The organism is Streptomyces sp. NPDC021749, from assembly GCF_040640655.1.
In the GTDB taxonomy this organism is placed as follows: Bacteria; Actinomycetota; Actinomycetes; order Streptomycetales; family Streptomycetaceae; genus Streptomyces.
This window is the reverse complement of the sequence record NZ_JBFACE010000054.1, coordinates 1-18,731: the sequence shown is the minus strand read 5'-3', so window position 1 is coordinate 18,731 and position 18,731 is coordinate 1. Positions and strand designations below refer to the sequence as shown.

The window sequence follows — 18,731 nt, the reverse complement described above, 5'->3', positions numbered from 1 at the left end:
AGTGACCATGCACCTCGACCACCACGAAACCTTCCCCGAACGCCACACCTACAGCGTCGCCGCCCAGCGTGCCGACGGGACCCGGCGGGCGCTGCGCATCGGCCTGGGCGGCCCGGTCGGCACCGGCAAGACCGCCACCGTCGCCGCGCTGTGCCGCGCGCTGCGCGACGAGCTGTCCCTCGCGGTGGTCACCAACGACATCTACACCCGCGAGGACGCCGAGTTCCTGCTCCGCGAGGCGGTACTGCCCGCCGAGCGGATCTCCGCGGTGGAGACCGGCGCCTGCCCGCACACCGCGATCCGCGACGACATCTCCGCCAACCTGGAGGCCGTCGAGGACCTCGAAGACACCGTGGGGCCGCTCGACCTGATCCTGGTCGAGTCCGGCGGCGACAACCTCACCGCGACCTTCTCCAAGGGCCTGGTCGACTTCCAGATCTTCGTCATCGACGTCGCGGGCGGTGACGACATCCCGCGCAAGGGCGGCCCCGGCGTCACCACCGCCGACCTGCTCGTCATCAACAAGACCGACCTCGCCCCGTACGTCGGCGTCGACCTGGCGGGCATGGCCCGCGACGCCAAGGCCCAGCGCGGCGAACTCCCGGTCGCCTTCACGGCGTTGAAGACGGAGAACGGCGTGCGGCCGGTGTCGGACTGGGTCCGGGCCCGGCTGGCGGACTGGACCGCGGGCCCGGCATGACGCTCGCCCTTCCCCCGCAAACCACACCGGCGCGCCCCGGCACCCCGTCCCCGGCCGGCCTGCGCGCCACCGCCCGCATCGTCGCCCGGGCCGACGGCGGGGGCACCACCCGGCTGCCCGTCCTGGACGGCGACGGCCCGTTCGCGCTGCGCCGGCTCCGCGCGCACGGCGGCCCGGCCCGGGTCTGTGTCGTCGGTGCCATGAGCGCCCCGCTCGGCGGTGACCGGCTGGCCATCGACGTCACCGCCGAGGCCGGCAGCGCGCTGCACGTCACGGCCGCCGCGGCCACCGTCGCGCTGCCCGGCCGGACCGGTGAGCCCGCCCACTACGACGTACGCCTCACGGTGGGCGAGGGCGCCCGGCTGGACTGGCTGCCCGAGCCGCTGATCTCGGCCGCCGGCAGCGACCTGCGGATGGCCACGACCGTCGAACTGGCCGCCACCGCCCGGCTCGTGCTCCGCGAGGAACAGGTCCTCGGCCGCAGCGGCGAGCCGACCGGGGCCCTGCGCAGCCGGCTCACCGTCCGGCGCGCCGGACGCACCCTGCTCGACCAGGAGACCGCCTACGGGGCCGACACCCCCGGCTGGGACAGCTCGGCGGTCCTGGGCGGCCACCGGGCCGTCGGCCAACTCCTCCTCGTGGCACCCGAGTTCGAGGCGGAGCCGACCGGAGTGCGGCTGCTCGGCGCGACCGGTGACCGGCCGCCCCAGGGCCGGCGGTCCAGTGACCAACGGCGTGACGCCCAGGGCGTTCTGGCGCCGCTGGCCGGTCCCGGCGTCCTGGCCACGGCCGTCGCCCCGGACGCGCTGCGGCTGCGCCGTCTCCTGGACGAGGCCGCCCGGGGGCTCGGCGCTTGAGGATCACACCTCCAGATCGGCCTCCAGCCGGGCCAGGCGGTGGCGCGCCAGCGCCAGATTGGCGCGCTTGCGGTCCAGCACCAGGTAGAGGAAGAGACCGCTGCCGTTCTTGCCCGTGACCGGCCGGATGATGTGGTACTGCGAGGTCAGCGTGATGAGCATGTCCTCGATGGAGCCCTGGAGTTCGAGCATCTCCATCGTGCGCATCTTGGCGCGGACGACATCGGTGTTGCCGGCCGCGGCGATGTTGAGGTCCAGGGCCTGGTTGTCGCCGAGCGTGGCGAGCGCCATGCCGCTGGTGTAGTCGACCAGGGCGACGCCCATCGCGCCTTCGATGGTGGACATCGCGTCGGCGAGGGCGGATTCCATCTGAGCCATGAGGGGTGGTGACCTTTCGTCGGGGTGGAGGTGGGTGCGGTGTGCGGTGGATTACGGGGACGTGCGGCGGGCCGGCTCAGCGGCGCGGGGGCGCGTCGACCAGCGTCCCGATGCGCTCGGCCGCCCGCCTGGCCTGCAGATGGAGCCGGCCCACATTGGTGTCCGGGCCGGTCACGGCGGTGAGCACGGCACGGCGGCCGGCCGAGTAGGCGGCGATGTAGCCGTCGGTGCCGCGGGTCAGGGACTCCTCGAAAGCGCCCTGCCCGGTCGCCTCGGTGAGCCGCTTGGCGACCCCGATGGCCGCTGCGGTCAGCGCGGCCAGTCCGTCCGGTTCGATGTCCGCCAGATCGTGGGCGATCACCATGCCGTCCGCGCTCGCGACCATGCCGCCCTGGAAATGCCGCACTTGATCGCGCAGCGTCAGCAGTTCGTCCCGTATCCGGGGTTCGATCGTCATCAGTCTCCTTTTCGTGGCCCGCCTTCCGAGGGCGCGCCTCATGCCGTGCACGGTCGTCGCGGACAAGGGGTCACAGGTTCTCCTCCAGTGCCGTACGCAGTCGGACAAGGAGGGCAACGTCCGGGTCCCGGGTGTCGAGGAGCTCCGGCACCGGTGGTTGCCAGGTGGGGGTACGGCGTCCGCCGGCGCCGGGCGGCGGCTGGCCGGCCGGTCGGGCGCCCGGCCGGCGGCGGGGGAGTCCGGCGGGTGCCGACGGCATCCGGACCAGACCGGCCGCGGCGAGCCGGCGGATGTCCAGCAGTGTCACGAACGCCGACTGGCCCAGGACGCGGGCGAGTTCACAGGGGGTGTGCCGGCCGTCGGCGTGTGCGAGCAACCGCCGCTGCCGCGGTGTCGTACCCGCCGGAGCGCCGGGGCCGGCCGGTACGACGGGCTGGGTGTCGACCGCCGCCCAGGCGCGCAGCCGGTCCAGCAGTGCCCGGCGGCGGGCCGTCGCCCGCTGCAGGTCACCGGCGCTGATCGGGCGGACGACACCCAGCCAGTGCCCGGTCCCGGGGGTGAAGGACGTGGTCTCGGGCGGCAGTGGCAGCGCGAAGAACGCCGCGTCGAGCAGGGCGGCGAGATGGCAGATCTCCAGCTCGCCCTGGCTCAGCCAGCCCTCGCTGACCAGGAACCGGCCGCCCTGCCGCTGCGGCCCGGCCGTTTCGACGGCGTACCGCCAGCCCTGCGGCGGCACTCTCCCCGCCGCGCTGAGCCGCACCTCGATCCCGGGCGCCGCGGCGCCCTCGACCCAGGTGACCGCGCCGTCGAGGAGGTAGACACAGCCGTGCGGGCCGCGCAGCGCGCCGGTGACGCGTTCGGCGGCACACCGGTCGAGCAGCCCGGCCGGGCCGGGCGCGGGAGACGGGGGCAGGCCCATGGCTCGTTCCCTCACCGTTCGTGCGAACTGGCCGCGCCGGGCCGTCAGGCCGCGACCAGCCCCGCCGCCAGGTCGCGCAGCCGCATTCGGGCCACGGCGAGATTCGCCTGCGTACGGTCCAGCCACAGGTACAGATACGTCTGGCTGTCGAAGGCGGTGTGCACGAAGCGGATCAGGTGGTAGCAGCCGGCGGCCGTGATGATCAGGTCCTCCAGGCCGGGGCCGGTGGCGCCGGGGGTGTCGAAGGTGGCGTTGCGCGCCACCGCCTGGACGACCTCCGCGGTGTCGGCGGCGGCCGCGTCATGGTCGCCGTGCGGCGCCCGGCCGGCCGTCCCGAGCGTCAGCCCACTGGTCCAGTCGATCAGTCCGGCCCCCAGCACCCCCGGTATTCCCATCGCCTGGGCCAACACCTGATCGATACCCGGCACTTCGGATCTCCTTCGCGAGGGCTTGGACGACGGCTCGGACGACGGGACGGCGTTCCGGACCGAGCGGAAACGCCGAAGCCCTCCCGTGTGGCGGTGAGTGGGAGAGCCTTCACGGAAGGTTACTGAAGGTGTGCGCGTGGCACATGCCTCGTGGGCACGTTCAAGGCAATTGACTCGTTCTCGCCCCTCGGTGGTGCCGCGGCGGCCAGTCGGAGGGTCGCCCGGAGGCCGTTGCGGCACCCGTGGCGGCCGCGTCTGGCGACCCGTCAGATGCGGTCCCACCAGGACGAGTTACGTTCGGCGGACACTGCCCCGCCCCCGACGCAACACCGCCCGCGCAGGCCTTCCGCCCCTTGGCCGGAAAGGCAGGGTTCCGCCGCGACGTCCGGCCAGCGCCACCACCGCAGACCCGCGGCCCGGTAACTGCCGGAAACCTACAGCTTGGTAAAGAATCGCCGGTCAAACCTGTTCAGAGCGGCACGCAGACGACAGGATCCCTCCGTAGGCCTGTGATCAACGGCGCCACAAGTGGCGCACCATGCAGGGGGAACACACCACGTGAGAAAATCAGCAGTGCTCGGCGCCGCCGGCACCCTGGTGACCGGGGCTCTCCTCGCCACCGCGATAGCCACACCCGCCAGCGCGGGGGAACACCACAAGAAGGGCTCGGCCGAGGCCCGCGGAGTCCACATCGCCGCCGCGCGGGCGGCCAAGAAGGGCATCCACTGGCAGGACTGCCCCGCCGACTGGGGCCTGAAGTCGCCCGTCCAGTGCGGTTTCGTGACCGTCCCGGTCGACTACGCCCGGCCCAACGGCCGCACGATCAAGATCGCCGTCGACCGTGCCGTCAGCACCGGCGGCAAGGAGGAGCGCCAGGGCTCCCTCCTCTACAACCCCGGTGGACCCGGCGGTTCGGGCATGCGCTTCCCGACCCGCATCACCAACAAGAACCCGCTGTGGGCCAAGACCGCGAAGGCGTACGACTTCGTCGGCTTCGACCCCCGCGGCGTCGGCCACTCCGCCCCGATCTCCTGCATCGACCCGCAGGAGTTCGTCAAGGCACCGAAGGCCGACCCGGTGCCGGACAGCGAGGCGGACAAGCGCGCCCAGCGCAAGCTCGCCAAGGAGTACGCGGACGGCTGCCTGGAGCGCAGCGGCGCCCTGCTGCCGTACATGACCACCGCGAACACCGCCCGCGACATCGACGTGATCCGCGCCGCGCTGCACGAGAAGAAGCTCAACTACCTGGGCGTCTCGTACGGCACCTACCTCGGCGCCGTCTACGCGACGCTGTTCCCGGACCACGTGCGCCGGATGCTCGTCGACAGCGTCGTCAACCCGTCCCGCGAGAAGGTCTGGTACCAGGCCAACCTCGACCAGGACATCGCCTTCGAGACGCGCTGGGGCGACTGGAAGAAGTGGGTCGCCAAGAACGACGGCGCCTACCACATCGGCGACACCCCCGAGAAGGTCCAGGCGGCCTGGGAGCAGCTGCGCGCCACCGCCAAGAAGAACCCCATCGGCGGCGTGGTCGGCCCGGCGGAGCTCACCGGCTTCTTCCAGAACGCGCCCTACTACGACTCGATGTGGGCCACCGTCGCGCAGGTCTGGAGCGCCTACCGCGCCGGCGACCCGAAGCCGCTGATCGAGAACGCCGGGCCGAACCTCCAGGACACCGCGGGCAACATCGCCGCGGAGAACGGCAACGCCGTCTACACGGCCGTCGAGTGCACCGACACCAAGTGGCCCACCAGCTGGCGGAAGTGGGACCGCGACAACACCCGCATCCACCAGCAGGCCCCGTTCATGACCTGGTCCAACGCCTGGATGAACCTGCCCTGCGCCACCTGGCCGGTCAAGCAGCAGCGGCCGGTCGAGGTCCGCACCGGCAAGGGCCTGCCGAGCGTGCTCATCGTGCAGAGCACCCGTGACGCGGCGACGCCCTACGACGGCGCCGTCGAGCTGCACAAGCGGTTCGCGGGCTCCCGCCTCATCACCGAGCGGGACGCCGGTTCGCACGGCGTCACCGGTCAGGTCAACCCCTGCATCAACGACCGGGTCGACGCGTACTTCCTGGAGGGGAAGACCGACGCCAAGGACGTGACCTGCGCCCCGCACGCCACGCCGAAGCCGGCCACCGCGCCGGCCAAGGCCACCGCGGTGGCCGCGGGCAAGGCCGACCTCCCGGCAGCCCGGTGACCCGATAGCGGCACCGGAACCACCAGGAGGAGAGGGCGGCCGGGAATCCACCCGGCCGCCCTCGCCCTGCGCCCTGGCCCGGCTCAGCCCGCGATCGGCCCGGGCTTGACCATCGGCGGGCGCGCCACGCCCGGCCGCTCACGCCGCGAACGCCTCGGCGAAGGCGGCCCTGGTGGGGGAGTCCTTACGGCGGTCCAGGACCGCGAACACCACCCGGCCGAACCGGTCCGCGAACCTGCCGGCACCCCGCAGCTGCGCGGCGAACGCCCGTGCCACATCGGCGGGTTCGTTGCGGAACACCCCGCACCCCCAGGCGCCGAGGACCAGCTGACGGTACCCGCCGGCCGCCGCGACCTCCAGCACCCGCTCCGCCCGCACCGCCAGCGCCGCCGGCACCCGCCCCGCCTCGGCCGGCCGCTGCCGCGCGATCACCCCCGCGTTCGGCGCCGCCGCCGTCAAGAACCCGGTTTCGTACGGCACTTCGAGCAGCGACCCGCGATCGTCCCGGAACACCGGCACACCCGGCGAGAGGATCACCCGGTCACTGTAGAAGGGATTCGGTGCGGCCCGGTGCGCCGCGTAGAACTCCGGCGCCTCGCGCACGCACGCGTACAGCGCCGACCCCCGGCACAGCGCCTCCTCCTGCGCCTGCGCACCGTTGAGATAGCCACCGCCGGGATTGCGCGCCGAGGCGAAGTTCAGCACCGCGACCGGCCCACCGCCGCTCCCGGCCAGCCGCCGCCCCGCCGTCAGGCTCCCTTCGCCCGTCACCTCGAACCCGGTCTCCCGGCCGCCGGCCTCCGGCTCCGGCACCGCGACCGGCTCCGGCCCGTACAGCCGCGTCCCGGCGCGGGCCCGCGCCACCTGCTCCGCGATCTCCACCAGCCGCCCGCTCGGCGCCCGGTACACCCCCTGCGCAACGATCCGCTCGGTCTCCTGCGCCATCCCCCGCAAACGGGCGCTCATCGACGGCACCCTTCTTCCCACGTCATCATGGTGATCACGGTAGGGGCGCGGGACGGGACGCGCGATCGAATAACGGGTGCCCGGACCGCGCTGCCCGGACGCCCGTCGTCATGTCCGGAACGCTAGGCGGCGTCGGGCGGGGTGCGCGGTGCCGTTCGCCGGCGGCGCGCCTGCGGGTGCGCCTCGGCCTGCGCCCGGGCCTTGGCCTCGGTGGCGTACAGGTCGACGTACTCCTGCCCGGAGAGGGTGAGGATCGCGTACATGATCTCGTCGGTGACGGCGCGCAGCGCGGTGCGCTCGTCGGCCAGGCCCGCGTACCGGCGCGGCGCAGTGAGTTTATGAGCACCTTCCGCCGGAAGTAACCACCTTGGCGCGCATCGATGCTGACGCGCGGGCAGCGGTTTTGGCATCCCCGGACAACTTTGAACTTGGTCTGAGCCCATGCGAGGTGGCTGACCGTACTGACCGACGAGCGAGCCCGGTCCCCCGTTCCGGGCCGAGGACAGGAGCCCTGCATGTCCCGCAAGAGGAGAGTCACCCGACGGCAGAAGATCGTGGTCGCGGTGAGCGCCGCGGCGCTGGTGGGTGGTATCGCCATCGTCACCACCGGCACCAGCCAGGCGTCGGTGGCCTGCGACGGACTGGCCGCCGCCCTGAGCAACAACCAGAAGTTCATCGCCGACCAACAGGCCCACCCGGACGCGCAGTCGGCGGCGCGGATCGCCAACCGGCAGGCGGTGATCAAGGAGATCCAGGTCAAGCAGCAGGCCGCCGGCTGCAGTGGGGGAGCGGGCGGGGACACAGCGGGTGCGCCACCCCAGGGCGGTGCGCCGCCCCAGAGCAGCGCCCCGCCCGCCTCCGAGGCACCACCGGGTTCCTCGGCCGACCCGAGCTCCTCGGCCGCTCCGCCGGGATCGGCCGACCCGTCGGCGTCCGGCGCCCCGCCGGCGGCCGGCGGTGACGTGGTCTGCCCCGGCTCGACGGTCACCCTCTCCGGCGAGGGCGGCGCACCGGCCGCGTCCAGCGACCAGTTCCCCAAAGGCACGAAACTCAAGGTGACCAACCTGGACAACAACAAGTCGACGACCGTGTCCGTGACCTCGACGTCGGGCAGCTGCGTCCTGCTCAACAACGCGGCGTTCGAGCAGGTGCGGGAGGCGGGCAAGTTCCTGATCCGCCACGCCCGCATCGAGCGCGTGGGCTAACGGCGCACAGCCGGGCGTGACATGCCCGGGCGTGACACCCCGGGCGTGACACCCCGGGCGTGACACCCCGGGCGTGGGAGCCCGGCGGCGAGAGCCCGGTTCAGGAAAACCCCCTCCGGTCCGGTGGCCGGTGACGGAAGCCGCCTCCTCCGTCACCGGCCACCCTTTTCCGCACGGGCCCGAGGCGGGGCGAGGGGCCCGGAACGGCGGAGGGGCGGCCCGGGAACGGCGCGTACGGGCGACCTCACGGCGTGGCCGCTTGTGTGTCGCGGGCCGGCGGGGTGGCCTGAAGCCCCCCAGCGTTCCCCAGGAGGCACCGATGCCCGTGCACCACCGACGCCGCACCGCGCGTGTCGCCGTGCCCACAGTCATGGCCGCGGCCGTGTCCGCCGCGCTTGCCGGTGCGTTCTGTGCCGCCCCGGCCGGTGCCACCGAACCACCGCCGCCCGCCGGCCCGGGGCTGCTGCTGACCATCTCCGGGGACCACGACACCTGGATCCGCGGGGTGCGGCTCTCCTGCCCGGACGTCTACGGCAGGCACCCCCACGCGGCCGCCGCCTGCGACGCGCTGACCTGGGCCCGCGGCGATTTCGACGCACTGCCCGGCGAACCGCACGCCTGCACCCGGCAGTACGACCCGGTCCACGTCACCGCGACCGGCAACTGGCGCGGCGGACCGGTGAACTGGCGCAAGGAGTTCCCCAACGCCTGCACGCTGGACTCCGCCACGGGGCCGGTCTTCCGCTTCTGACACCTACAGGCGGCGGAGCCCGCCGGTTCCGGGGCCGGCCCGCCCCTCAGTTCGGCCGGGCCGCCACCACCCCGACCGTCACCACGGCCAGGATCACCCAGCAGAACCAGAGCCAGCCATTGGCGCCCAGCGCCACGGTGTAGGCGGTGGCGGCCACCAGACCGGTCACCGTGCACACGGCCATCGTCCTCACAGATCCGGGCATCCCGCATCCTCCTCACGGCGGCCCGGAGCCAAGAAACGCAGCGGGCCGCGGCCATGGGACCATCGTCCCCGGCCGCGGCCCGTACCGCCAGACGGTCGCCCCGCCCGTTCGACGCCCTACCGCCCCCGTGCGTTGAGCGAGGCGAGGTACGCGTTGTAGTCGGCGAGGTCCTGGTCGCCGTTGCGGTCGGCGGCCCGGTCGGCGCGCTGCGACTGCCGCTCCTCGGACTTGTACCACTGGAAGACCAGCGCGATCAGCACCACGACGGACGGGATTTCGCTGAACGCCCAGGCGATGCCACCGGCGGCCTGCTGGTCGGACAGTGCCTCGATGCCGAGCGAGGCCGGCGGGTGCAGGAAGGTGTCGACCATCGGCTCCGAGGCCATCATCAGCGCGATGCCGAAGAAGGCGTGGAACGGCATGCCCGCGAAGAGCTCCAGCATCCGCATCACATAACCGGGGCGGTGCGGCCCCGGGTCGACGCCCATGATCGGCCAGAAGAAGACCAGGCCCACCGCGAGGAAGTGCACCATCATCCCGAGGTGCCCGGCCCGGGACTCCATCAGGAAGTCGAACAGCGGCGAGAAGTAGAGCGCGTAGAGGCTCGCGATGAACAGCGGGATGGTGAAGGCGGGGTGCGTGATGACCCGCATGTAGCGGCTGTGCAGCAGCGCCACCAGCAGCTCCCGGGGGCCCTTGCGGCCGCGTCCGGCGGTGGGCAGCGCCCGCAGCGCCAGCGTCACCGGCGCGCCGAGCAGCAGCAGGATCGGCGAGAGCATGCTCACGATCATGTGCTGCACCATGTGCACGCTGAACATCGCCATGCCGTAGTCGTTCAGCTGGGTGCACATGGCCAGCGCCACGGTGACCACGCCCAGGGCCCAGGCGACGACCCGGCCCAGCGGCCAGGCGTCGCCCCGGCGCCGCAGCCGGACGACCGCCCAGCCGTACAGCCCGAGGGCCAGCAGACAGCCGATGAGGAAGACCGGATCACCACCGAACGCGAGGCCCCGCCCGAGCGTGAACGGCGGTAGATCCATCTGCATGCCGTCCATGCCGTGCCCGCTGTGATCCATCCGCTCGCTCCTGATTCGTACCAATGCTCCGGCGACAAGCGTAGAACCGCCCCCGGCCGTGATCGCGGCCGGGGGCGGGTCGTACCGCAGGGAACTACCGTGCGGAGCGGGCGGGGGTGCGGTGCGCGGTGGCCCGGGTCACAGCACGCACTCGGCCTCGTCGTAGCGCTCCGCGGGCACCGTCTTGAGACTCTCCACCGCCTCGGCCAGCGGGACCAGCGTGATGTCGGTGCCGCGCAGCGCGGTCATCATGCCGAACTCGCCGCGGTGCGCGGCCTCGACGGCGTGCCATCCGAAGCGGGTGGCGAGCACCCGGTCGTACGCGGTGGGGGTGCCGCCGCGCTGGACGTGGCCGAGGATGACCGGCCGGGCCTCCTTGCCGAGGCGGTTCTCCAGCTCGACGGAGAGCTGCCGGGCGACCCCGGCGAACCGCTCGTGCCCGTAGATGTCGGTGCCGCCGACGTCGAACGACATGGAGCCCTCACGCGGCTTGGCACCCTCGGCGACCACCACGATGGCGAACTTCTTGCCGGCCTCGAAACGGGCTGACACCCGCGCGGTGAGCTCGTCGATGTCGAAGGGGCGCTCCGGCACCACGATCGCGTGCGCACCGGCCGCCATGCCCGAGTGCAGCGCGATCCAGCCGGTGTGCCGCCCCATCACCTCGACGATCATGACCCGCTGGTGGGACTCGGCGGTGGTCTTGAGCCGGTCCAGCGCCTCCGTGGCCACGCCCACCGCGGTGTCGAACCCGAACGTCACGTCGGTGACCGCGATGTCGTTGTCGATGGTCTTCGGTACGCCGACGATCGGCAGCCCGGCGTCCGACAGCAGCCGCGCCGCCTTCAGCGTGCCCTCGCCGCCGATCGGGATGATCGCGTCCAGGCCCAGCTCGGCGACATGGCCGCGGGCCCGCTCCACACCGTCGCGCAGATGGGCCGGCTGCACCCGGGACGATCCGAGGATGGTGCCGCCGCGGGCCAGGATGCCGCCGACGGCCTCCAGGTCGAGCTTGCGGTAGTCGGCTTCCAGCAGGCCCTTCCAGCCGTCGCGGAAGCCGATCACCTCATCGCCGTGGTCGGCGGTGGCACGGTGGACGACGGAGCGGATGACGGCGTTCAGACCGGGGCAGTCGCCGCCGGAGGTGAGGACACCAATACGCATTGCTCGAAAACCCTCTGCAACTCAACCGGGGGGCCCGGACCCCGTCGTCCGGTTGGATCCCGCTCACCCTACAAGCGCGGGGCGTCCGGGCACACGTACGCCCGCAGTGCGGACTGCGGGCGTACGGAAAAGCCGCGAAAGGGATATATCGCTCAGGCGGGCTGGGTCGCGGCGGCGATCCGCTCCTGGCGGAGCGCCTCGTACCAGCGGTCGTCCACCGGGGGCAGCGCGTTGACGTCCAGCGCCAGCTTGATCAGCAGGTCGGCGATGTGCGGGTTACGGGCCATCACCGGGCCGTGCATGTACGTGCCGAAGACGGTGTCGTTGTACGCGCCCTCGTAGCCGTCACCGACGCCGTTGCCCTTGCCGAACCGGACCTTGGCGAACGGCCGGGCGGTCGCGCCCAGATGCGTCACGCCCTGGTGGTTCTCGAAGCCGGTCAGCGGCGGCAGCCCCAACTGCGGGTCGATGTCGGCGAGTACGTCACCGACGCACCGCTCGCCCTCGCCGCGGGTGGACACCACGTCCAGCAGTCCCAGGCCCTGCTGCCGCTCACCGAGGTCGTTGATGAACTCGTGGCCCAGGATCTGGTAGCCGGCGCACACCGAGAAGACGATCGCGCCGTTGGAGACCGCGCGGCTCAGACCACCGTCGCGGATCAGCCGCTCGGAGGCCAGTCGCTGCGGCCGGTCCTCACCGCCGCCGATCAGGTAGATGTCGCCGGAGGTGGGGATCTGCTGGTCGGACCGTACGTCCAGGCGCTGGACGTCCAGCCCGCGCTGGCGCGCCCGCCGCTCCACCACCAGGGCGTTGCCCTGGTCGCCGTAGGTGCTCAGCAGGTCCGGGTAGATCCAGACCAGGCGCAGGCTGTTGTCACTCATGCTTGCTCGTCCTTGTCGTGAAGGTGGCTGGATCATGGTCAGTTACCCACCCGACGGCGCAGGTCCTGGAAGGCGGTGTAGTTCGCGATGACCTCGATACGGCCGGGCGGCGCCAGCTGCACCGCCTCGTCGAGGCTGTCGCACACCTCGAAGTCGAGGCCGGCGACCTCCAGCCGCACCGCCAGGTCCAGCTTGCGGTCACCGAGCACGAAGATCGGGTGCCCGGCGAGGCGGGTGTAGTCGACGTCCCACAGCCAGGAGGTGTCCGTGCCGTCCGCGCCGCGGGCGTTCACCGACATGATCACGGGGGTCGGCGGCGGGTCGATCAGCGAGAACGTCTCCAGCCACCCGGCCGGGTTCTTCGCCAGCAGCAGCCGCAGCTCGCGCTGCTGGAACGTGACCACGTCGTAGCGGCCGGCCACCGCCTGCACCGAGAACATCCGCTCCAGGGCCACCTGCGGCGGCACCCCGAAGGCGGCGGCGACCGCCGCGGAGGTGGTCGCGTTGGCCTTGTTGGCCCGCCCCGGAAGCTGGAGCTTGATCGGCCAGGCGCTGCCGTGCGGGTCGAGGACGTGGTCGCCGGAGAGCGCCCAGCTGGGCGTGGGGCGGCGGAAACCGCACTCGGCGCAGAACCAGTCGTCGCCCGGCCGCTGCATCACACCGCCGCACGAGGGGCAGGACCAGGCGTCGTCCTTCCACTCCTGGCCGGCGGCGACCCACACCACGTTCGCGGAGGACGAGGCCGCCCACACGATCAGCGGGTCGTCGGCGTTGGCGACGATCAGGGCCTTGGAGCCGGCCAGTCCCTCGCGCCACTTCTCGGCCAGCATCCGGGTCTCGGCGGCCCGGTCGAGCTGGTCGCGCGAGAGGTTCAGCAGCGCTATGGCCTTCGGCGTGACGTCCCGGGCCACCCCGGCGAGGTACTTCTCGTCGACCTCGATCACGCCGTACTTGGCGTCCGAGCCGCCGGCGAGGGCGGAGGTGATGCCGGCCGGCATGTTGGCGCCGAGCGCGTTGGAGACCACCGGGCCGCTGGCCCGCAGCGCCTCCGCGATCAGCCGGGTCGTCGTGGTCTTGCCGTTGGTCGCCGACACCAGGACGACGTCCAGGTGCCGGGCGAGCCGTGCCAGCAGGTCGGGGTCGAGCTTCAGCGCCACCCGGCCACCGATCACCGATCCGCTGCCGCGGCCCGCCGCGCGCGACACCGCCGCCGCGGCCTTGCCCGCCGTCACGGCCAGCTTGGCCCGCGGCGACAGCGGCTCCGTGTTGCCTGCCATCGTCCTAGATCCTCCTTGCATCCGGCGCCCGGCGTGCGGCTGCCGGTGGAACGCCCCCTCCGCTGCCGACGACCGGCCGGAGGCTTCGGTCGGGGATCAGCCTATCGAGATCCTGCGGCGGGCCCGAACCCCGCCACCCGTCCGGCGACATCCGGCGGTGCCCAGGACCGTACGCTTGCCCCATGCGCCTTGGCACCATCCCCGGCAGTTCCGGCCGGCCCCGCCCGCTGCGTCTGCTCGGCGATCCGACCCTGACCGGGCCCTGTCAGGAGGTCACCGCGTTCGACGACGAGCTGGCCGCGCTCGTCGAGGACATGTTCGCGTCGATGTACGCCGCGCACGGCGTCGGGCTCGCCGCCAACCAGATCGGCGTCCCGCTGCGGGTCTTCGTCTACGACTGCCCCGACGACGAGGACCGCCGCCACCTGGGGCACCTGGTCAACCCCCGGCTCGTCGAGGCCGACGGGCCGGTGATCCGCGGGCCCGAGGGGTGCCTCTCGCTCCCCGGCCTGGAGGCCGGCACCCCGCGCCACGACCGGGCCGTGGTGACCGGATTCAGCGCGTCCGGCGAGCCGCGGACGGTGACCGGCACCGGCTTCTTCGCCCGCTGTCTGCAGCACGAGTGCGACCACCTCGACGGCGGTCTGTACGTCGACCACCTCACCGGGCTGCGCCGCCGCCGGGTGCTGCGCGCCGCGGCCCGGGCGCCGTGGGCCGCGGACGCGGAGACCGCCGGCCGCTGAACGGCCGGCTCCCCCGCTGTCCCTCTGCCGTCCGTTCAGAACCCGGGGCTGTCCTCGCGGTCCTTGAGGGCGGCCAGCTGGCCCCACAGCAGATCGGTCAGGTGCTGGACCAACTGCTCGCGCGAGCACGGGCGTTCGCGCAGCCACCAGTCGCCGGCGCCGTGCATCATGCCGACGATGCCGTGCCCCCAGACCCGGGCCCGTTCCTCGCCGCCGGGGCCGAGGTCGAGCCGTTCGATGATCACGGTGGCCAGCTCCTCGCCGAGCCGGCGCAGCAGCGGAGCGGCGTGCCGTCCCACGTCGAAACCGGACTCCGACGGGGTGTTCTCCTCCGCCGGGTGCATCAGGAAGCGGTAGACCTGCGGGCGGGTCTCGATGGCCAGGAGATAGGCGTCGAGGGTGGCCTCGACCCGCTCGCGGCGCAGCACCGACGCGTCCAGCGCGGTGCGCAGGTTCAGCAGCAGGGCGTCGGTGTGGCGGACGGCCAGCGCGCGGTACAGACCGCCCTTGTCGCCGAAGTGCCGGTAGAGGATCGGCTTGGTGATGCCGGCCTCCGCGGCGATGGCGTTCATCGAGGCGTCCGGGCCGTCGCGCAGCACGATGCGCTCGGCGGCCTCCAGCAGCTCCCGCCGTCTGCGCTCGGTCGCCGAGTGCCGGCGGCCGCTGTTGTCTGTGCTCTCCATGGTCGTGCTCCCCACCCTTGTGAATCCGTGGCGCTCGCGCAACGTAACACCCGATCTTCGCCGGTGATCCGGCCCAGGGGGGAGTTGACAGCGCTTACTGACGAGTAACACACTTCGTTGTTACCGCTAGTAACACGAGAAATGCCTGCACTGGAGGGGACATGGCCGAGTTCACCATGGAGCTCAACGACGAGCAGAAGGAAGTCCGTGACTGGATTCACGGCTTCGCCGCGGACGTCGTGCGCCCCGCCGCCGCCGAATGGGACGAGCGCGAGGAGACCCCCTGGCCCGTCATCCAGGAAGCCGCGAAGATCGGCCTGTACTCGCTGGACTTCTACGCCCAGCAGTTCTTCGACCCCACCGGCCTGGGCATCCCGATGACCATGGAGGAGCTCTTCTGGGGTGATGCGGGCATCGCACTGTCCATCGTCGGCACCGGCCTGGCCGCCGTCGGCGTCCTCGCCAACGGCACCGAGGAGCAGATCGGCACCTGGGTCCCGCAGATGTACGGCGACGCGAACGACGTCAAGGTGGCCGCGTTCTGCTCCTCCGAGCCCGACGCCGGCTCGGACGTCGCCTCGATGCGTACCCGCGCCGTCTACGACGAGGCCAAGGATGAGTGGGTCCTCAACGGCACCAAGACCTGGGCGACCAACGGCGGCATCGCAGGCGTCCACGTCGTCGTCGCGGTCGTCGACCCCGAGCTGGGCTCCAAGGGCCACGCCTCCTTCATCGTCCCGCCGAACACCCCCGGCCTCTCCCAGGGGCAGAAGTTCAAGAAGCACGGCATCCGTGCCTCGCACACCGCCGAGGTCGTCCTGGAGGACGTCCGCGTTCCCGGCCACTGCCTCCTCGGCGGCAAGGACAAGCTCGACGAGCGCCTCGCCCGGGCCCGCGAGAAGGCCAAGGCGGGCGGGGAGAGGGTGAAGAACGCCGCCATGGCGACGTTCGAGGCATCCCGCCCGGCCGTCGGCGCCATGGCCGTCGGCACCGCCCGCGCCGCCTACGAGGAGGCGCTGGAGTACGCCACGACCCGCGAGCAGTTCGGCCGCCCGATCATCGACAACCAGGGCGTCGCCTTCCAACTCGCCGACATGCGCACCCAGATCGACGCCGCCCGCCTCCTCGTCTGGCGCGCCTCCTGGATGGCCACCACGGGCAAGCCCTTCACCTCCGCCGAGGGCTCCATGTCCAAGCTCTTCGCCAGCGAGGTCGCCAAGAAGGTCACCGCCCAGGCCGTCCAGATCCTCGGCGGCAACGGCTTCACCCGCGAATACCCGGTCGAGCGCATGCACCGCGACGCCGCGATCTACACCATCTTCGAAGGCACCAGCGAGATCCAGCGGCTGGTCATCGCCCGGACGCTGTCGGGGGTGCCGATCCGGTAGGGCGAACTCCCAGCGAGACGCGTGTAGTTCGAGACGGACGAAGAAGGGCCCCGCTCCTGTGGGCCCTTCGCGTCGCCGTTCATGACGCCCAGGGGGAGATCCTCTCCAACGGCAACTTCTGGTCCGGTTCCGGTCCGGACGCCCCGACATCCCGACGTCCCGACGCGAGCAATCGCGGCGGGGCGTCGTCGTTTCGGTGCACGGACGCGTCGGCCGTGCCCGTGCCGGTCGGTGTGCACCGGCTCCTCCGTGGCGTCCCGCAGGTGGCCCTTGCTGCGGGTCTTCCGGTCGGGGCGGCACGTCTCCCCTTGACGGCCGGTGCGTCGCGCTCTACTTTCCTTCCGTAAAGCAAAACATTGCTTCCACGATACGGAACTAGATGCTTCCCGGTCCTTGCCCGGGGTCCGCCCGTGACAGGTCGACGCAGGAGTACGCGATGCCTCGAATGACAGCCGCCCGCGCCGCGGTGGAGATCCTCAAGCGTGAGGGCGTGACCCACGCCTTCGGCGTGCCGGGCGCCGCGATCAACCCCTTCTACGCCGCCCTCAAGGGCGCCGGCGGGATCGACCACACGCTGGCCCGGCACGTCGAGGGCGCCTCGCACATGGCCGAGGGCTACACCCGGACCCACCCGGGCAACATCGGCGTCTGCATCGGCACCTCCGGCCCGGCCGGCACGGACATGATCACCGGCCTGTACTCCGCGATCGGCGACTCCATCCCGATCCTCTGCATCACCGGCCAGGCGCCGACCGCGGTGATCCAGAAGGAGGACTTCCAGGCCGTCGACATCGCCTCGATCGCCAAGCCGGTCACCAAGGCCGCGACCACCGTCATGGAGGCCGCCCAGGTCCCCGGCGTCTTCCAGCAGGCCTTCCACCTGATGCGCTCCGGCCGTCCCGGTCCGGTCCTGATCGACCTGCCGGTCGACGTCCAGCTCACCGAGATCGACTTCGACCCGGAGACCTACGAGCCGCTGCCGGCCTTCAAGCCGGCCGCGACCCGCGCCCAGATCGAGAAGGCCCTCGCGCTGCTGAACGAGTCGGAGCGCCCGCTGATCGTCGCCGGCGGCGGCATCATCAACGCCGACGCCTCCGACCTGCTGGTCGAGTTCGCCGAGCTGACCGGCACCCCGGTCATCCCGACCCTGATGGGCTGGGGCATCCTCGCCGACGACCACGAGCTGAACGCCGGCATGGTCGGCCTGCAGACCTCGCACCGCTACGGCAACGCCACCTTCCTGGAGTCGGACTTCGTCCTGGGCATCGGCAACCGCTGGGCCAACCGCCACACCGGCAAGCTGGACGTCTACACCCAGGGCCGCACGTTCGTCCACGTCGACATCGAGCCCACCCAGATCGGCAAGATCTTCGCCCCGGACTACGGCATCGCCTCGGACGCCAAGGCCGCGCTGGAGCTGTTCGTCGAGGTGGCCAAGGAGCTCAAGGCCGCCGGCAAGCTGCCGGACCGCGGCGAGTGGGCCGCCTCCACGCAGGAGCGCAAGGCCCGGCTGCAGCGCCGTACGCACTTCGACAACATCCCGATGAAGCCGCAGCGCGTCTACGAGGAGATGAACAAGGCCTTCGGTCCGGAGACCCGCTACGTCACCACCATCGGCCTGTCCCAGATCGCCGGCGCCCAGATGCTGCACGTCTACAAGCCGCGCCACTGGATCAACTGCGGCCAGGCCGGCCCGCTCGGCTGGACCATCCCGGCCGCGCTCGGCGTCGCCACCGCCGACCCCGAGACGCCGGTCGTCGCGCTCTCCGGCGACTACGACTTCCAGTTCATGATCGAGGAGCTGGCGGTCGGCGCCCAGCACAAGATCCCCTACGTCCACGTCCTGGTGAACAACGCGTACCTGGGCCTGATCCGCCAGGCGCAGCGCAACCTGGACATCAACTTCCAGGTCAACCTGGAGTTCGAGAACATCAACTCGCCGGAGATCGGCGTCTACGGCGTGGACCACGTCAAGGTCGCCGAGGGCCTGGGCTGCAAGGCCATCCGGGTCACCGACCCGAACGAGCTGGGCGCCGCCTTCGAGGAGGCCAAGAAGCTGGCCGCCGAGTACCGCGTCCCGGTCGTCGTCGAGGCCGTCCTGGAGCGGATCACCAACATCTCGATGAGCGGCAGCGACATCGCCGGCGTCAACGAGTGGGAAGAGCTGGCGACCGAGCCGGGGCACGCCCCGACCGCGATCAAGCCGCTCAAGTCCTGACGCCGGACCGGCCCGGCGTTCCGCCGCCGGGCCGGCTCCGGAGGCGAACCGGGCGCGCTCTTGACCGGCGCGCCCGGCACCGCCGCCATCCGTAGCACGGCCGTACCGTACGCAGAAAAACAGTTCCACTATCCAGAAGGGGCGCCGGCCTTATGGCTTTCACGGACACGCGCTTCGATGTCAATCTGTCGATCCTGTTCACCGAGCTTCCGTTGCTGGAGCGGCCGGCGGCCGCG

19 protein-coding genes and 2 pseudogenes are annotated in these 18,731 nt (G+C 72.0%); 9 read left to right on the top strand and 12 right to left on the bottom strand.

Annotated elements, in window-relative coordinates:
- Positions 1–7 precede the first annotated feature (7 nt).
- Positions 8–700, top strand: a complete 693-nt coding sequence (ureG, locus tag AB0G35_RS33635) for an urease accessory protein UreG (protein ID WP_360957533.1) — start codon at positions 8–10, stop codon at positions 698–700.
- The gene (locus AB0G35_RS33630) at positions 697–1,557 is read left to right on the top strand and encodes an urease accessory protein UreD (RefSeq protein WP_360957469.1); all 861 of its coding nucleotides are present in this window, start codon (positions 697–699) and stop codon (positions 1,555–1,557) included. The genes ureG and AB0G35_RS33630 overlap by 4 nt, the downstream gene beginning before the upstream one ends.
- Before the next feature lie 3 nt (positions 1,558–1,560).
- On the opposite strand, the gene AB0G35_RS33625 is transcribed toward AB0G35_RS33630, so the two are convergent.
- The 4 genes from AB0G35_RS33625 to AB0G35_RS33610 all read right to left on the bottom strand — a co-directional run bounded on the left by AB0G35_RS33625 (position 1,561) and on the right by AB0G35_RS33610 (position 3,739).
- Positions 1,561–1,935 (bottom strand): hypothetical protein, encoded by a 375-nt coding sequence (locus AB0G35_RS33625; RefSeq protein WP_360957466.1) that lies wholly within the window; start codon positions 1,933–1,935, stop codon positions 1,561–1,563.
- Between the two features lie 76 nt (positions 1,936–2,011).
- Positions 2,012–2,392, bottom strand: a complete 381-nt coding sequence (locus tag AB0G35_RS33620; protein ID WP_360957463.1) for a roadblock/LC7 domain-containing protein — start codon at positions 2,390–2,392, stop codon at positions 2,012–2,014.
- A 70-nt stretch (positions 2,393–2,462) separates the two neighbouring features.
- Positions 2,463–3,311 (bottom strand): hypothetical protein, encoded by an 849-nt coding sequence (locus AB0G35_RS33615; RefSeq protein ID WP_360957460.1) that lies wholly within the window; start codon positions 3,309–3,311, stop codon positions 2,463–2,465.
- A gap of 44 nt (positions 3,312–3,355) precedes the next feature.
- Positions 3,356–3,739: a hypothetical protein gene (locus tag AB0G35_RS33610; RefSeq protein ID WP_360957457.1), complete on the bottom strand. Its 384-nt coding sequence runs from the start codon at positions 3,737–3,739 to the stop codon at positions 3,356–3,358.
- A gap of 558 nt (positions 3,740–4,297) precedes the next feature.
- On the opposite strand from AB0G35_RS33610, the gene AB0G35_RS33605 reads away from it, so the two are divergent.
- On the top strand, positions 4,298–5,938 hold the full coding sequence (locus AB0G35_RS33605; protein WP_360957454.1) for an alpha/beta hydrolase: 1,641 nt from the start codon (positions 4,298–4,300) through the stop codon (positions 5,936–5,938).
- Positions 5,939–6,076: 138 nt separating this feature from the next.
- Here the strand turns inward: AB0G35_RS33605 and AB0G35_RS33600 are convergent, their stop codons facing one another.
- Complete coding sequence (locus AB0G35_RS33600; protein ID WP_360957452.1) at positions 6,077–6,904, bottom strand: TIGR02452 family protein; 828 nt, start codon at positions 6,902–6,904, stop codon at positions 6,077–6,079.
- A 122-nt stretch (positions 6,905–7,026) separates the two neighbouring features.
- A pseudogene (locus AB0G35_RS33595) lies at positions 7,027–7,224 on the bottom strand (1-acyl-sn-glycerol-3-phosphate acyltransferase); the annotation flags it as partial.
- Positions 7,225–7,419: 195 nt separating this feature from the next.
- Here AB0G35_RS33595 and AB0G35_RS33590 point away from each other — a divergent pair.
- Positions 7,420–8,109: a hypothetical protein gene (locus AB0G35_RS33590; RefSeq protein ID WP_360957449.1), complete on the top strand. Its 690-nt coding sequence runs from the start codon at positions 7,420–7,422 to the stop codon at positions 8,107–8,109.
- Positions 8,110–8,428: 319 nt separating this feature from the next.
- Positions 8,429–8,860, top strand: a complete 432-nt coding sequence (locus tag AB0G35_RS33585; RefSeq protein ID WP_360957447.1) for an SSI family serine proteinase inhibitor — start codon at positions 8,429–8,431, stop codon at positions 8,858–8,860.
- 46 nt (positions 8,861–8,906) lie between these two features.
- Here AB0G35_RS33585 and AB0G35_RS33580 read toward each other — a convergent pair whose 3' ends face one another.
- The 5 genes from AB0G35_RS33580 to AB0G35_RS33560 form a co-directional block, all read right to left on the bottom strand.
- The gene (locus AB0G35_RS33580; protein WP_030414632.1) at positions 8,907–9,065 is read right to left on the bottom strand and encodes a hypothetical protein; all 159 of its coding nucleotides are present in this window, start codon (positions 9,063–9,065) and stop codon (positions 8,907–8,909) included.
- Between the two features lie 116 nt (positions 9,066–9,181).
- Positions 9,182–10,141, bottom strand: coding sequence for a cytochrome c oxidase assembly protein (locus AB0G35_RS33575; RefSeq protein ID WP_360957443.1), 960 nt, complete (start codon positions 10,139–10,141; stop codon positions 9,182–9,184).
- Between the two features lie 138 nt (positions 10,142–10,279).
- A complete protein-coding gene (locus AB0G35_RS33570) occupies positions 10,280–11,305 on the bottom strand; it encodes a 6-phosphofructokinase (RefSeq protein ID WP_360957440.1) in 1,026 nt (341 codons plus the stop codon).
- Positions 11,306–11,457: 152 nt separating this feature from the next.
- Entirely contained in the window at positions 11,458–12,186 is a 729-nt protein-coding gene (locus AB0G35_RS33565) for a glutamine amidotransferase (protein WP_360957437.1), read from the bottom strand.
- Positions 12,187–12,224: 38 nt separating this feature from the next.
- The gene (locus AB0G35_RS33560; RefSeq protein WP_360957434.1) at positions 12,225–13,463 is read right to left on the bottom strand and encodes a MurT ligase domain-containing protein; all 1,239 of its coding nucleotides are present in this window, start codon (positions 13,461–13,463) and stop codon (positions 12,225–12,227) included.
- A 182-nt stretch (positions 13,464–13,645) separates the two neighbouring features.
- Between AB0G35_RS33560 and def the strand changes: the two genes are divergently transcribed.
- A complete protein-coding gene (gene def, locus AB0G35_RS33555; protein ID WP_360957431.1) occupies positions 13,646–14,206 on the top strand; it encodes a peptide deformylase in 561 nt (186 codons plus the stop codon).
- Positions 14,207–14,241: 35 nt separating this feature from the next.
- Here the strand turns inward: def and AB0G35_RS33550 are convergent, their stop codons facing one another.
- On the bottom strand, positions 14,242–14,889 hold the full coding sequence (locus tag AB0G35_RS33550; RefSeq protein WP_360957428.1) for a TetR family transcriptional regulator: 648 nt from the start codon (positions 14,887–14,889) through the stop codon (positions 14,242–14,244).
- Positions 14,890–15,050: 161 nt separating this feature from the next.
- Here AB0G35_RS33550 and AB0G35_RS33545 point away from each other — a divergent pair, with 161 nt between their 5' ends.
- The 3 genes and pseudogenes from AB0G35_RS33545 to AB0G35_RS33535 form a co-directional block, all read left to right on the top strand.
- A complete protein-coding gene (locus tag AB0G35_RS33545) occupies positions 15,051–16,277 on the top strand; it encodes an acyl-CoA dehydrogenase family protein (RefSeq protein WP_360957425.1) in 1,227 nt (408 codons plus the stop codon).
- 436 nt (positions 16,278–16,713) lie between these two features.
- Positions 16,714–18,495 carry a glyoxylate carboligase gene (gene gcl / locus AB0G35_RS33540; protein ID WP_360957422.1) on the top strand — a complete coding sequence of 594 codons (1,782 nt, stop codon included), beginning with the start codon at positions 16,714–16,716 and terminating at the stop codon, positions 18,493–18,495.
- A gap of 152 nt (positions 18,496–18,647) precedes the next feature.
- Positions 18,648–18,731 (top strand): annotated as a pseudogene (locus AB0G35_RS33535) (hydroxypyruvate isomerase); the annotation flags it as partial.

Coding starts and splice junctions, on each gene's coding strand:
- def (WP_360957431.1), top strand. CDS start 13,646: ATGCGCCTTGGCACCATCCCCGGCAGTTCCGGCCGGCCCCGCCCGCTG.
- AB0G35_RS33615 (WP_360957460.1), bottom strand. CDS start 3,311: ATGGGCCTGCCCCCGTCTCCCGCGCCCGGCCCGGCCGGGCTGCTCGAC.
- AB0G35_RS33585 (WP_360957447.1), top strand. CDS start 8,429: ATGCCCGTGCACCACCGACGCCGCACCGCGCGTGTCGCCGTGCCCACA.
- AB0G35_RS33550 (WP_360957428.1), bottom strand. CDS start 14,889: ATGGAGAGCACAGACAACAGCGGCCGCCGGCACTCGGCGACCGAGCGC.
- AB0G35_RS33625 (WP_360957466.1), bottom strand. CDS start 1,935: ATGGCTCAGATGGAATCCGCCCTCGCCGACGCGATGTCCACCATCGAA.
- ureG (WP_360957533.1), top strand. CDS start 8: ATGCACCTCGACCACCACGAAACCTTCCCCGAACGCCACACCTACAGC.
- AB0G35_RS33600 (WP_360957452.1), bottom strand. CDS start 6,904: ATGAGCGCCCGTTTGCGGGGGATGGCGCAGGAGACCGAGCGGATCGTT.
- AB0G35_RS33575 (WP_360957443.1), bottom strand. CDS start 10,141: ATGGATCACAGCGGGCACGGCATGGACGGCATGCAGATGGATCTACCG.
- AB0G35_RS33565 (WP_360957437.1), bottom strand. CDS start 12,186: ATGAGTGACAACAGCCTGCGCCTGGTCTGGATCTACCCGGACCTGCTG.
- gcl (WP_360957422.1), top strand. CDS start 16,714: ATGCCTCGAATGACAGCCGCCCGCGCCGCGGTGGAGATCCTCAAGCGT.
- AB0G35_RS33590 (WP_360957449.1), top strand. CDS start 7,420: ATGTCCCGCAAGAGGAGAGTCACCCGACGGCAGAAGATCGTGGTCGCG.
- AB0G35_RS33630 (WP_360957469.1), top strand. CDS start 697: ATGACGCTCGCCCTTCCCCCGCAAACCACACCGGCGCGCCCCGGCACC.
- AB0G35_RS33580 (WP_030414632.1), bottom strand. CDS start 9,065: ATGCCCGGATCTGTGAGGACGATGGCCGTGTGCACGGTGACCGGTCTG.
- AB0G35_RS33560 (WP_360957434.1), bottom strand. CDS start 13,463: ATGGCAGGCAACACGGAGCCGCTGTCGCCGCGGGCCAAGCTGGCCGTG.
- AB0G35_RS33545 (WP_360957425.1), top strand. CDS start 15,051: ATGGCCGAGTTCACCATGGAGCTCAACGACGAGCAGAAGGAAGTCCGT.
- AB0G35_RS33620 (WP_360957463.1), bottom strand. CDS start 2,392: ATGACGATCGAACCCCGGATACGGGACGAACTGCTGACGCTGCGCGAT.
- AB0G35_RS33570 (WP_360957440.1), bottom strand. CDS start 11,305: ATGCGTATTGGTGTCCTCACCTCCGGCGGCGACTGCCCCGGTCTGAAC.